This window comes from Paenibacillus sp. strain BS8-2, from assembly GCF_054483835.1.
This window is the reverse complement of record NZ_CM137010.1, coordinates 4,729,759-4,742,852: the sequence shown is the minus strand read 5'-3', so window position 1 is coordinate 4,742,852 and position 13,094 is coordinate 4,729,759. Positions and strand designations below refer to the sequence as shown.

The 13,094-nt window shown below is 51.4% G+C and carries 11 protein-coding genes; 9 read left to right on the top strand and 2 right to left on the bottom strand.

Annotated elements, in window-relative coordinates:
* Position 1: 1 nt before the first annotated feature.
* The 7 genes from ACX1C1_RS20560 (at position 2) to ACX1C1_RS20530 (ending at position 8,346) form a co-directional block, all read left to right on the top strand.
* Positions 2-931 (top strand): ABC transporter permease, encoded by a 930-nt coding sequence (locus tag ACX1C1_RS20560; protein WP_458954024.1) that lies wholly within the window; start codon positions 2-4, stop codon positions 929-931.
* A gap of 32 nt (positions 932-963) precedes the next feature.
* A complete protein-coding gene (locus ACX1C1_RS20555) occupies positions 964-1,845 on the top strand; it encodes an FAD binding domain-containing protein (RefSeq protein ID WP_458954023.1) in 882 nt (293 codons plus the stop codon).
* A 31-nt stretch (positions 1,846-1,876) separates the two neighbouring features.
* A complete protein-coding gene (gene pucD, locus ACX1C1_RS20550; protein WP_458954022.1) occupies positions 1,877-4,165 on the top strand; it encodes a xanthine dehydrogenase subunit D in 2,289 nt (762 codons plus the stop codon).
* Positions 4,162-4,623 (top strand): (2Fe-2S)-binding protein, encoded by a 462-nt coding sequence (locus ACX1C1_RS20545; protein ID WP_458954021.1) that lies wholly within the window; start codon positions 4,162-4,164, stop codon positions 4,621-4,623. Before pucD ends, ACX1C1_RS20545 begins: the two co-directional genes overlap by 4 nt.
* A 20-nt stretch (positions 4,624-4,643) precedes the next feature.
* On the top strand, positions 4,644-5,807 hold the full coding sequence (locus ACX1C1_RS20540) for a BMP family ABC transporter substrate-binding protein (RefSeq protein ID WP_458954020.1): 1,164 nt from the start codon (positions 4,644-4,646) through the stop codon (positions 5,805-5,807).
* Between the two features lie 67 nt (positions 5,808-5,874).
* On the top strand, positions 5,875-6,858 hold the full coding sequence (locus ACX1C1_RS20535) for a Rieske 2Fe-2S domain-containing protein (protein WP_458954019.1): 984 nt from the start codon (positions 5,875-5,877) through the stop codon (positions 6,856-6,858).
* A 168-nt stretch (positions 6,859-7,026) separates the two neighbouring features.
* Positions 7,027-8,346 carry a deoxyguanosinetriphosphate triphosphohydrolase family protein gene (locus ACX1C1_RS20530; RefSeq protein WP_458954018.1) on the top strand — a complete coding sequence of 440 codons (1,320 nt, stop codon included), beginning with the start codon at positions 7,027-7,029 and terminating at the stop codon, positions 8,344-8,346.
* A gap of 838 nt (positions 8,347-9,184) precedes the next feature.
* On the opposite strand, the gene ACX1C1_RS20525 is transcribed toward ACX1C1_RS20530, so the two are convergent.
* Together ACX1C1_RS20525 and ACX1C1_RS20520 are read right to left on the bottom strand one after the other, a co-directional pair.
* Positions 9,185-9,592 (bottom strand): hypothetical protein, encoded by a 408-nt coding sequence (locus ACX1C1_RS20525; protein WP_458954017.1) that lies wholly within the window; start codon positions 9,590-9,592, stop codon positions 9,185-9,187.
* On the bottom strand, positions 9,549-9,752 hold the full coding sequence (locus ACX1C1_RS20520) for a hypothetical protein (protein ID WP_458954016.1): 204 nt from the start codon (positions 9,750-9,752) through the stop codon (positions 9,549-9,551). Before ACX1C1_RS20520 ends, ACX1C1_RS20525 begins: the two co-directional genes overlap by 44 nt.
* A gap of 235 nt (positions 9,753-9,987) precedes the next feature.
* On the opposite strand from ACX1C1_RS20520, the gene ACX1C1_RS20515 reads away from it, so the two are divergent.
* Positions 9,988-12,405, top strand: coding sequence for a heavy metal translocating P-type ATPase (locus tag ACX1C1_RS20515; RefSeq protein WP_458954015.1), 2,418 nt, complete (start codon positions 9,988-9,990; stop codon positions 12,403-12,405).
* Positions 12,402-13,094 (top strand): sulfite exporter TauE/SafE family protein, encoded by a 693-nt coding sequence (locus ACX1C1_RS20510; protein ID WP_458954014.1) that lies wholly within the window; start codon positions 12,402-12,404, stop codon positions 13,092-13,094. The genes ACX1C1_RS20515 and ACX1C1_RS20510 overlap by 4 nt, the downstream gene beginning before the upstream one ends.

The window sequence follows — 13,094 nt, the reverse complement described above, 5'->3', positions numbered from 1 at the left end:
TATGGACTTTTATTCCAACCTCATTATAGCCGCCATCTCTTCTGGTACGCCGCTTCTATTCGCGGTACTCGGCGGCATCTTGAGTGAAAGATCCGGCGTGATCTTCTTGGGTACGGAAGGAACGATGTTGATTGGAGCGGTTGTCTCCTGTTTAACCTTCATGCAGACGGGCAGTATGACGGCCGCCCTGTTCGCTTCATTGGCTGCAGCAGGAGGCATAGGGCTGCTGCATGCATTCTTGACGGTGACGTTAAGAGCGAATCAAATCGTATGCGGTCTGGCATTAACGTTATTTGGTACAGGACTAAGCGCTTATCTAGGCAAGCCGGCTGCGGGAGCTGCTCTTGCGGTGCAAGTCCCGAGATGGGACCTCGGATTTCTAGAGGCGATTCCCTTTATCGGACGCATCTTCTCCAATCTGGATATATTCGTTTGGTTCAGCTTTGTGTTGGTAGGCGGGTTATATGTGTACATGTACAAAACGTCTTGGGGCTTGCATCTTCGGGCGGTAGGCGACAATCCAGCTACATCGGATGCCATGGGATTGTCCGTGACGGCGTCGCGATACGGTCATGTTATCGCCGGCTCCATGTTGATGGGCCTCGCCGGCTGTTATCTCATCATGGTCTATTCGCCAAACTGGATTGAAGGCATGACGGCAGGAAGAGGTTGGATCGCGATCGCTCTAATTATTCTGGCAGCGTGGAACCCGTTATTGGCATTGGGCGGCGCGTACCTATTCGGCGGATTGGACGCACTTGGCTTCCGAATGCAGTTGATGGATATTGGCATCCCTTCGTACTTCCTCAAGATGACGCCTTATATTGTTACCATACTGGTGTTGATGGTTGTCGGCTGGAGAAATCGCAACAAACCATCCGAAGAACCCAAGGCACTTGGCATTCCATATATTCGTGAACAACGATTCTAGAGGCAAGCTTCAACTCTCGGAGGTGAACGGAAATGGCGATGGAATATAGACAATCTGGCGAACAATCGATCGTGTGGGAGCCTCGCACGGTGGAAGAAGCGTGGGCGCTGAAGCGCAAATTCGGGGAAACGGCTGCTTACGTGTCAGGAGGAACGCTGATTCGGACGCAATGGGAGAACGAGACGCGCCCACGAGGCGAGCATCTTATTAGTCTAGCGAATATTGTCGAGATGAAAGGGATCGTACTGACGGAGGAGATAGCCAGTATTGGCGCCGGCGAAACGTTAAACGAGTGCAAAGGCAACCATGCTTTGGAAGCGGGCTGTCCGTTGCTGGTCACAGCGATCAAACAAATTGCCGCGCCTTCCGTGCGCAATCTGGCAACACTTGGTGGCAATATCGGTAGTCTGATCGGAGATTCGATCCCGGCGCTGCTCGCGATGGATGCGGAGGTGCTCATGTATCAAGATCATACTAGGCGGCGACTGTCGGTTCGCGAATGGCTGGAGGGTGCTGCAGGGGTACGGCAACGGGATGACCTTGTCATACGAGTGTTTGTACCCGTGAGGATCCAAAGCGATCAGCAATTTGCCTTCTACGAAAAAGTCGGTCGCCGAGAAAGCTTTATACCTTCGCTCACTACCGTAGCGGGCACCGGAACGGTCCGCGGCAATGGAGAATTTCAGGATGTTCGACTATCTGCGGGCGGCGGGGCGGCTATACCGCACAGATTGACGCAAGCGGAAGCCGTACTCAATGGGACTTCGTTAAGCGAAGCAACGTTGTCTGGCGTTCATGAAATGATCAAACGTCAATACGCGGCCGCTGGCGATTTATTCGCAGGAACTGACTATCGCAAAGAAGCATCGGCCAATCTCATCACCGCCCAATTCTGGAGAATGCTCAAGAAATAGTGTCCGACACCCGTGCAAGGAGGCGAGTCACATGCTGTTGAACAAACAATCAGCCGGATTGCGATGGAGACAGCGACCGGACGGACCGGATAAAGTATCTGGCAAGCTGCGATATCTTACAGATCTTGCACTTACAGATATGTTACACGGCAAGGTTCTGCGCAGCCGGGAGCCACATGCCTTTATTCTCGATATTCGAACCGATCAAGCGATGAAAGTACCAGGTGTTATTACAATCATCACGCATGCCGATGTGCCGGGACTGAATGCCTTCGGAATCGTTACACCTGATCAGCCCGTCTTATGTAAGGATCGTGTGCGATATGTTGGCGATGCGATCGCTGCAGTAGCGGCGGAGACGCGGGAAGCCGCGGAGAAGGCGCTCGGCCTGATCGAAGTCGATTACGAGCCACTTCCGCTCGTAATTGATCCAGAAGCAGCGATGCAGCCGGGTTCGCCGCTGCTTCATCCTGGCGGGAACGTTCTGCATCGTACGTTCTATGAACAGGGAGAGCTGGACGAAGCGTTCGCAGTGTGCGCGCATATCGTCGAAGAAACGTATACGACGCCTCGCCAAATGCACGCCTATATGGAGACCGAAGGCGGCTTGTTCGTCCCGGAGAAGGGTGGACGGCTGACCGTATATGCGGCAACGCAACACGGATTTAAGGATCGTATGCAATTATCCCGCATCCTAGCAATGCCTGAAGAGGATATCCGAATCGTATCCAGCCCCATAGGCGGATCGTTTGGCGGCAAGGATGAGCTGAATGTCCAGCCGTACGGAGCGCTTCTTGCGCTCAAGACAGGACGACCCGTTAAGCTCCATAATACTAGACGCGAATCCGTAAGGGCGGGACTTAAACGACATCCCATGAAGTTGACCATGAAGACGGGGATGGCTGAGGATGGGCGGTTACTTGCGCATCAAGTGCGAATCGTTGCTGATACAGGCGCTTATAGCACGCTAGGCGCGCCAGTGCTGAACTTCGCGACGGAGCATGCGATGGGTCCTTACCGGATTCCGAATATAAAGGTTGAAGGTGTATCTGTATTTACGAACAACGGTGTGTCTGGCGAATTCCGGGGGTTTGGCGGCAATCAATCGATCTTTGGCGTCGAAAGTCAGATGGATCGGCTAGCGGATGCGGCCGGTATGGATCCTTGGTTATTCAGGAAGCTGAATCTCCGGGAGCCAACGGATCCGGGGCCGTTCGGCCATCGTATCTTGCCGACGCAAGGCGTAACGAGTGTATGGCACTCGGTTGAGAGCTCCGAGTTATGGAAACGAAGACAGCTGAGCAGCGATTCTTCTGAGCCTTGGCTTCGCAGAGGGATAGGCGCTGCGATTGCGATGCACGGTTCGGGGCTTGGTTACGGCATTCCGGATCCCGGCGGCGGACGATTAAGTTTAACGAAAGAGGGGAAGCTTGAGGCGGCATTCAGCTTCGAGGAATTTGGTCAAGGCATAACGGCTACGCTCGATATTATGTTAACCGATATGCTGGGATGCAGCAGCGAAGACTTGAGCATCGTCATTGGCGATACGGATCGAACGCCGCATTCTGGCTCCAGTACAGCTTCTCGCTCCACAACGATTGCATATATGGCCCTTCGCAGATTGGTACCGATGCTGGTGGAACAGCTCTTATCTCTTGCCGAGATTACGACAAGTATACCGCGGGGATCGCTAACCATGGGGCCTGTAGGGCTGTGGACAACGGAGCAGGATGGTCAGAAGCGGCTAGCCGCATCGTATCTGGAGTTATCGGAGCACTCGAAGGAACAACTGGTCTGTGAAGCCTCATTTGCTTTCCCTACGACACCGGATGAAATTGTCGGTGGTCATTACTTGTATACAGGCGTAGCCATTGCCGTGGAGGTTGAGGTTAACGTCTTGACCGGAGCCGTTCGGATCTTGGATCAATATCATGCCATTGCTGCCGGACCAGCGATTAATCCCATGGGATATATCGGTCAGATCGAAGGAGGCAGCGTGATGGCGCAAGGCTTCACGTTGTTCGAGGATGCTGTGATGGCTGAAGGACGGTACAAGACAGAAAATTTGGATACGTATTTGATCCCCACCATAACCGATGCCGCCGGAGGATTTGCCCTCCATGCCATCGAAGAGCTGCCGCCGGATGATCCTTACGGTCCGCGCGGTATTGGAGAAGTTGGAACGGTTGTCCTCGCACCGGCTGTTACCGCGGCGGTGTTTCATGCCATAGGAACAAAGATAAAAAGTTTACCGATTCGCAGGGAAGAGCTCATCGCGAGCTACGACGGCTTGTTCGCCAAAGGAGTGAAGTCATCATGAGCAATTACACATGGAAGGGCATCGTCAACGGCCTTGAAGAAGAGGTGAATACACATCCTACGGCAAAGCTGCTCCATCTGTTAAGGGATGATCTCGGGCTAACCGGTACAAAAATCTCTTGCGAGCTTGGGCGGTGCGGGGCATGTATGATCCTGATGGATGGAAAGCCCGTTAATTCGTGCCTCGTGATGGCCTACCAATGCGTGGGAAAGACCATCACGACAATCGAAGGGTTGGCGGAGGATGTTCAACATCCCATTCAACAGGCGTTTTTAGAAGAAGGGGGGTTCCAATGCGGTTATTGTACGCCGGGGATGATCATGTCAGTCAAAGGTTTGCTTGATGAAACGCCTAATCCGACAACCGAACAGATTACAGAGGGATTGTCGGGCAATCTCTGTCGTTGCACGGGTTACGGCGGGATACTGCGAGCCGTGCAACGATGCTGCCATACTTAGAATCCAGGAGGAGAAGCCATATGTCCAAGAAATCATACAAAAAGATGTTTGCAGCCGTTCTCGTATTGATGTTTGTATTCGTTACCGCGTGTTCTCAAGCCTCCACGACCAAAGAAAGCCCGTCGCCGTCAGCATCTCCTGCTGCAACGCCCGAAGCATCCGCTGCTGCGGAAGAAAGCGAGAAGCCTGCTGAGCTGCCTAAGGTAGCATTTGTTTATATCGGTGTGCCTGGTGATGGCGGTTGGACGTTTGAGCATGACAAAGGCCGTCAAATGGTCGAAGAAAAGTTCGGAATTAAAGCGACGATCGTCGAAAATGTACCGGAAGGACCAGACGCGGAACGCGTGTTCGAGGAGCTGGCTCAGGATCACGATTTGATCTTCGGTACCAGCTTCGGCTATATGGATCCGATGTTTAATGTCGCGGAGAAGTATCCGGATGTGAAATTTATGCATGCGACAGGCTACAAGACGGCGCCTAACCTTGCCACTTACCAAGGCAAAGGCTATCAACCAGGTTACCTGGCAGGTCTTGCTGCAGGCAAACTGACGAAAAACAACAAAATCGGTTACGTAGGCGCCTTCCCGATCCCTGAGGTTATCTATACGATTAATGCCTTTACACTAGCGGCACAAAGCGTTAATCCGGATATAGAAGTTTCCGTCGTATGGAGCAACACTTGGTTCGATCCGGCTACGGAGCGCCAAGCGGCAATCAGCTTGCTGGACCAAGGCGTAGATGTGCTCGCGAACTATCAAGACTCTCCAGCCGGTATTCAGGCAGCACAAGAGAAAGGCGTCTGGGGCATGGGCAACGATTCGGACATGAACCGTTACGCGCCGGAAACGTATGTGACCAATCCTGTCCTCAACTGGGGTCCATATTACGTTGATGTCGTTCAAAGTGTAATAGACGGAACGTGGGAGACGCATCAATATTATGGCGGTTTCAAAGAGAACATGGTTGATATCGCACCGTTCGGCAAGAACGTGCCACAAGATATCCAGGATCTAGTGAATGCGAAGAAAACAGAAATTCATGACGGAACATTCGAGGTATTTACGGGTCCGATTATTGATCAATCCGGCGCTGAGAAGCTTGCTGCAGGCGAGACGATGAAGCAAGAGGATATTTTGGTCATGAATTATTTTGTCAAAGGCGTGAAGGGAACGATTCCGCAGTAATTTATATCATTAACTAATGATTTTATTAATGACATTAACCAATGAAAAGCGAAAGGATGATCCGAGAATGCCGGTACTTGATCCCGTACTTCTGAACGCATGGCACCCCGTCCTCTTCTCGTCCGGCTTGGAGGATCGTCCACATCCAGTCGAGCTGCTTGGCCAGAAGGTTGTTTTGTTCCGAACGAGCAGCGGCGTTCATGCGCTTAAAGATTTATGTATACACCGAGGCGTTCCGCTTTCGCTCGGGAAGGTGCGCAATGACGAGATCGTCTGCGCATATCATGGATGGAGCTATAATGCTTGTGGAACTTGTACGCTTATTCCATCCTTGCCTAAGGGGACCGCGATCCCGACCAAAGCCAAGACACCGTCCATTGCATGTCAAGAGGTACACGGTATCATCTGGGTATGTTTGGGAGAACCAACTAGCGGCTTGCCGACTATTGGAACACGCGGCTTGCTGACGGATTTTGTTCCCGTATTTATGGGCCCCTATGAGGTGGCTGCCGCTGGTCCACGCGTCGTGGAAAACTTCCTCGATGTGTCTCATCTGATGTATGTGCACGAAGGGATGCTTGGAGACAGTGAGTTCTCGGAAATCAATGATTATCGCGTGCATGAAGCAGAAGATGGAGCGCTGCGTACGGACGAGATCGAAGTGTATCAACCAGATCCCGACGGTCGTGGAGTAGGCGTGAACACCTTCTACACGTACGAGATTTATCATCCGATGAGCGTGTCATTGACGAAACGGATCGAAGGCTCTGATGATGTGTTTAACCTGTATCTGTTCGTAGCTCCCAAGAACGAAGAAAAAAGCCTTGTGTTTATGATAATGGAACGTAATTACGCATTCGACGAGCCCGACGAAACCTTTATTACCTTCCAGGACATTCTGCTCGAGCAAGACAGGTTAATCGTCGAGAATCAGAAGCCGGAGTTGCTGCCGCTAGATTTGCAAGCAGAGCTGCACCTCAAATGCGACAGGCTGGCAATCGCCTATCGCAAGCTGTTATCCCGTGTCGGCGTGTCGTTCGGCACCGCTTAGCCGGACCTTAAGCGTCGCGGAGCCTCGCAACAGGTTTCGCGGCGCGTTTTATTAAGGTGTTACGCCTCACCTTTGCCATGAAATGACCAGGCTTTTGTCTATCTCTTTTGCCAAGAAGGCCCGAATATGCCATTATCAACATAGACAAAGCTGAAAAGGTGATGACAGATGAACATTCGCAAGCTTAGGCTGCATGATATAGGCAATACGTTGTCGAGCGAGGATCGGGATGAATATGAGAAGGATTACGCAAGACTCATCCAATCGCCGGCATTCCGGCGACTGCAAGGCAAATCGCAAGTGTTTGGGGCAGGCTCCGGCGATTATTACCGAACTAGGCTGACGCACTCATTGGAGGTGTCGCAGATTGCGAGGGAGGTGGCTCGCAGGCTTGGCAAGACCTATACCTTTCTCGCCAAAAACGAACATCCCGGATTGATGCTGCTGCCCGAAGTGGTCGAATGTGCCGCGCTCGCTCATGATCTTGGACATCCGCCATTCGGGCATAAGGGAGAAGAGGTGCTGGATTCTATCCTGCGTACTCGCTACGGCATCCCGTACGAAGGCAACGCACAAAATTTCCGAATTCTGATGTTCCTCGACAAACGAGCAGGCAGCGAGCGGGGCTCCGATTTAACGGCGGCTGTGCTGCTAGCGATCAACAAATATCCATTCTGTCTCGATGATCCAGCCCGCATGAAGGGCGTGTACCCGATGGAATGGGCGGGGATCGATTATTTGCGTGGATTATGGGGAATGCCAGAGGGCTGCAGCACATTAGAAGCTCAGCTGATGGATCTATGCGACGACATCGCTTATTCGACCCATGATATCGAAGACGGCATCCGCGCTGGCAAAATTCTGTTGTCGGAAGACTTTTTCGAGGACGATCGGTTAGTGAAACGTGTAGTGCAGGAGGTTATCGACGATCCAGCCACGATGAAGGCGGTGCAGTGGGAGCAAGGTGATCTCAATGCCATGGTGAAACGAGTACTGGATGAATATTACCGTCAATGGAAGGAAGTGTACGTCCAATACGGTCGCGAGGCGTCGCGTACCAGACGTGAGATGAAAGCTCGCTGGGTGAGTAAATTTGCTAATAGCGTAGGCATCATCGATGATCCGCGTACTGGTTGGAAACGGATCACGTTCGTGAAGGATGGAGCGGAGGATCTGGAGCTGCTGCGGACGATGGAAATTTTGAAGAAGCTCGCTTGGGTTACGCTCATCAAGGACTTCAGGGTACAGCGACTGCAGAAGCGCAGCGAAAACATGTTGCATCGTTTATGGGATAGTCTCGAGAATGATTCGACGGGAAGACTCATTCTGCCGCCGGACTGGGTGGAAAGTTATGATCGGCAGAAGGGGACATGGCCCTGGGAGCGTGTCGTCGCCGATTATATCGCCGGCATGACAGACGCTTATGCAGAGAAGGTCTATACAGAATTGTTCGCAAGTCGTATCGGGTCGATCTACGAGCGGGATTAAGGAGCGCATATGAATAGATTTACGAACAAGGATACGGCAGAGAAAGTCGTCTGTTAGCTGTGTACCGAATATATCCATGTGTGTGTATGTGTGTGTTGGACGTATCACACATGGATTCGGAGTAGTAGAAGTCAAGGATAAGCTTGCACAAATGTTCGATGAACGCTACCGGCAGCCAATAAGAAACCAGTAATTACGGGTAAGAGTAAAGGCGGGCTTGATCCGCCCCACTGTAACATCGCAGGCACATTCGATCATCGTTTCCCATCTTGCTGCTACCTATATGCTAGAGTCGCAGCACATTGTATGTAGAATTCTACATACGTTGGGGCCATATGGAGGGGGCGCAGCACATTGTATGTAGAATTCTACATACGTTGGAGCCATATGGAGGGGTCGCAGCACAGTGTATGTAGAATTCTACATACGTTGGAGCCATATGGAGGGGTCGCAGCACATTGTATGTAGATTTCTACATGCGTTGGAGCCACATGGTTGGATCGCAGCACATTGTATGTAGAATTCTACATGCGTTGGAGCCACATGGTTGGATCGCAGCACATTGTATGTAGAATTCTACATGCGTTGGAGCCACATGGTTGGGTCGCAGCACATTGTATGTAGAATTCTACATACGTTGGGGCCATTCGGCTGGGTCGCGCCATATTGTATGTAGAATTGCACATACGTTGGAGCCATATGGAGGGGTCGCAGCACATTGTATGTAGAATTTTACATACGTTGGAGCCACATGGTTGGGTCGCAGCACATTGTATGTAGTTTTCTACATACGTTGGAGTCATAGGGCGGGTCATATGCGGTGGTGTTTTCGTATTTTCTACTTGGACACCGCCGGAAATGGGTAATTGGAGAGAAATTGATTATATTCCTTCAACACACGCTTAATTTGTTTAGGATTTGAGTCCAGTCCGAGGACTTCCGTTATATGGATAGCTTGATTAATTGCATCTGTTAAACCGTTCATGTTCTGTTCTTCGATTGCAACTAAACAATAATCCATAAATCCTTTTATATCTGAATGTGACTGATTAAAATGCAGACCGATATATTGTAAGGTGATAAGCTGTCCTTTTAAATAATCATTTGTTTTACCTTTTAATCCTCCTGTGAACAAACGGTAAGATGAAAGACAGTCATCTCCCCACTTTGTTGCTGCAATATGACTGCAAAATACCGCATGATTATTTGTAAATAATATCGTGACGATCCAGCTTGCCTTGCTCATCAAATTGAAATTGTAACAACGAAACTTTAACCCCGGACCCTGCATAGCCTACAAAATAAAGGAGTTGTCTGGATGGCTCATCCAGCGTCTCTGCGGGTTCGCCAAGCACCTCAATCAGTTCTTCCTCCGTCATGCCTTCCAGATTATATTTTTTGTACAAGCTGCTCAGCATCTCCGCTCTGTTCTCGGGCTCCTCAAGCCACCTATCTTTCTGAAATGTGGTATTTCCACAAGAACAAAGGATGAGCATTACAATCAGGATAATAGGGATCATTTTCATCGGCATCTTCAACGACTGGCTCCTCGTTTCTTGAAAAGATATGAAAGACAAGTAAATTTTAGCTTAAGCGTCAATTATTTAACGTCTATATATGGAATAAAGTTGCGGCTTATACATGTTGATAAGTCGAGGTGCTGGCAAGACTCGTCTGGTGTCCGTCATGATGGTTGTGTTTTGCGCATATAGTGTAGGGCAGAGGTACGAGCCCGCCAATGCGGCAGGTCTCGGTCCTTCGGATCGGGAGGCGATGGATATGAGTAATGGCGCGTCAGCCGGTCATGCTGACCATGGCGGAGATGTGACCGAGTTCGATTTCACCATACAAGGGATGAGCTGTGCGGCGTGTGCGGTTCGGATAGAACGAGCAGTCGGCCGAATGGAAGGCGTACGTAACGCGGCGGTCAGCTTCTCGCTCCGGACGGCATGGGTACAGCTTGAAACAGGAGATACAACCAAGGAAGAGATTGCTGGAAAAATTGGACAACTCGGCTTTACAGCGATGACGACGGAATCTGCAGGCCTTGGGCTTCGGAAGGAACGTAAAGCGCTTCTGTTCCGATTCGCAGCGGCGGCACTGCTGACATTACCGCTCCTTAGCACAATGCTCCAGCATGTGCCTATGTTGCAGCCGATTGCCGGTGTTGTGCCCGTCTGGATTCATCAACCATGGTTACAACTCTTATTGGCGACGATTATACAATTCGTGATCGGGATGCCGTTTTATTTTGGTGCGTACCATGCCATTCGCCAGCGCAGCGCGAACATGGACGTGCTTGTTGTGCTTGGAACGACGGCTGCGTATCTTTACAGCCATTATATCGTGTTTACCGAAGGGCTAATTCATGGGGCGGATTGGCCGCATCATGGTGCGCCCCTTTATTTTGAAACGTCGGCGGTTGTCATGACGGCAATCCTTCTCGGTAAGCTGATCGAAACAAACGCGTCACTCCGAACATACGACGAATCCTTTGGTTTCGGTCAACTGCATAGCAGAACGGCTGTAGTCGAACGAGATGGCAACCTGACAGAGCTGAAGACGGAGTTCGTCCGCGAAGGTGACATCGTCATTGTGAAAGGCGGCGAAATGATCCCAATTGACGGCGTGGTTCAAAGTGGTGAATCGATGATCGATGAATCTCTGCTGACAGGCGAAAGTCTGGGAGCAGCCAAGATAGCTGGCGATCCGGTATGGGCTGGGACCCAGAATATTTATGGGACACTTCGCATCGAGACCAAAGCAGCTGGACACGACACCATGATTAATCGGATCGCAGAGCTGGTCCGGCAAGGGCAACGGTCGAAATCGACGATCCAGTCGCAAGTCGATGCGATGGCGAGGTGGTTCGTTCCTATGATGTTAGTTTGTGCATTGACAGCCTTCGTAGGCTGGGGTTTATGGTTGTCTCCCGGAGACTGGGGAAAAGCGACAATGTGCGCAATCGCCGTCCTGCTCGCCGCCTGCCCATGCGCACTTGGCCTCGCGGCTCCGATCTCGCTTGCGATCTCTTCGGGTCGTCTTGCGAAGCGGGGCATTATCGCGAAAGAAGCCAGCGTGCTGGAACGACTTGCCGCTATTCGCACCATTATTTTGGACAAAACAGGTACGTTAACAGAAGGCAAACCAAAAGTCAGACATATTGAGTCGTTCACAATGGGGAAATCGGCATTGCTTCGTATTGTCGCATCGCTGGAGATGAAGTCGACCCATCCTCTCGCAGAAGGGATTCGGGAGGAAGCGAACCGGTTAGGCATGCAGGTAAGAGAAGCGGAAGGGATCGTCATGACGGCAGCTGGCGGAGTACAAGGAAGGATGAATGGATCTGACTATTCTTTCGGTAATCTGAGACATATCGAACGGGAGGGTTGCCGCGTAGGAGCGGCAGTCACTCAATCAGCAAAGCAACGGGAGAAGTTCGGTGAAACAGTATTGTACGTTGCGAAGGATGGGGAATGTGTCGGTATTATCGGTTTTGCTGATCGGCTTAAGGATGATGCTGTATTGACGACCAAGGCACTTCGTGCGCTTGGCGTTAAACCGATTGTCGCAACCGGCGATCATGAAGCTCCAGCCAAAGCGGCAGCCACGTTAATCGGTATCCGAGACGTCCATGCATCAATGATGCCTGAGGGCAAGCTCGCGCTCGTGGAATCGTTGAAGTCGCGGGGAGGGAGAGTGGCGGTGGCAGGCGATGGTTGGAATGACGCTCCTGCTCTTGCCGCCGCCGATGTAGGCATCGCGATGGGCAGTGGAACAACTGCCGCGCTGGCTGCAGGTCATATGACGCTGTTATTCTCAAGGTTATCTGCCATCCCCGAAGCTATTCGTATTAGTCGCTTAACCCTTCGTAATATTAAACAAAATCTTGCATTCGCCTTTCTCTACAACGCAATTATGATACCATTCGCGGCGGCAGGCCTGTTGCAGCCCTGGATGGCTGGAACTGCGATGGCGCTTAGCTCCGTGTCCGTGGTCGGCAACGCACTGAGGCTGAATGTGAGTCTACGAGCAGCAGAGCAGAGGCGAGTCCGATGACTTTAACATGGCATGCCGTCAGCCTGATCATGTTAACGGGATTATTCAGCGCGCCTCATTGTATCGGCATGTGTGGTGGAATCGTATCCACCGTCTCGTTGCAATCGGGGATGAAAGCGTCGAGTTCGATGTTTCTCTATAACGGCGGTCGAGTCTTGTCCTATTCGGCGATGGGAGCGATTATGGGAGCCGTCGGATCGTTTGTTGATGTAGCTGGCAAGCTTGCGGGCATCCGCGGACTTGCATCTATCATCGGCGGACTGTTCGTCTTGTTATGGTTGTGGCGCAGGTTCCAGCTGCCCGTGATGGGCAAAATATCAGGAATTCTTCATCGCAAGCTGGCGAGCGGCGCCAGTAAAGAGACAAGTGTAAGAAACAACGCGATCCATGTTCTGTTGACAGGGATCGCGTTCGGTTTTCTTCCTTGCGGCTTAACCTATGCAATGGGGATGAACGCTGCGGCATCGGGCAACGCGTTGGAAGGGGCGGCTATCATGGCCTTATTCGGACTCGCTACCTTTCCCGCATTAGCTGCAGCGGCTTCCATTGCAGCGTTCGCGAATCGCAAGTGGCGACGTTTCATGCGGAGGGCAGGTGTAGTGACGGCCGTTTTAGTTGGCATTTTGTCCATGATGAGAGGACTTGCTGCTAATGGTCTCATTCCATCCATCACGCCATGGCTCTGGTAG

What these genes read in the sequence shown, in the direction of transcription:
- pucD (WP_458954022.1), top strand. Translation starts at nt 1,877, where the DNA reads ATGCTGTTGAACAAACAATCAGCCGGATTGCGATGGAGACAGCGACCG.
- ACX1C1_RS20555 (WP_458954023.1), top strand. Translation starts at nt 964, where the DNA reads ATGGCGATGGAATATAGACAATCTGGCGAACAATCGATCGTGTGGGAG.
- ACX1C1_RS20560 (WP_458954024.1), top strand. Translation starts at nt 2, where the DNA reads ATGGACTTTTATTCCAACCTCATTATAGCCGCCATCTCTTCTGGTACG.
- ACX1C1_RS20540 (WP_458954020.1), top strand. Translation starts at nt 4,644, where the DNA reads ATGTCCAAGAAATCATACAAAAAGATGTTTGCAGCCGTTCTCGTATTG.
- ACX1C1_RS20510 (WP_458954014.1), top strand. Translation starts at nt 12,402, where the DNA reads ATGACTTTAACATGGCATGCCGTCAGCCTGATCATGTTAACGGGATTA.
- ACX1C1_RS20515 (WP_458954015.1), top strand. Translation starts at nt 9,988, where the DNA reads ATGTTGATAAGTCGAGGTGCTGGCAAGACTCGTCTGGTGTCCGTCATG.
- ACX1C1_RS20525 (WP_458954017.1), bottom strand. Translation starts at nt 9,592, where the DNA reads ATGAGCAAGGCAAGCTGGATCGTCACGATATTATTTACAAATAATCAT.
- ACX1C1_RS20535 (WP_458954019.1), top strand. Translation starts at nt 5,875, where the DNA reads ATGCCGGTACTTGATCCCGTACTTCTGAACGCATGGCACCCCGTCCTC.
- ACX1C1_RS20545 (WP_458954021.1), top strand. Translation starts at nt 4,162, where the DNA reads ATGAGCAATTACACATGGAAGGGCATCGTCAACGGCCTTGAAGAAGAG.
- ACX1C1_RS20530 (WP_458954018.1), top strand. Translation starts at nt 7,027, where the DNA reads ATGAACATTCGCAAGCTTAGGCTGCATGATATAGGCAATACGTTGTCG.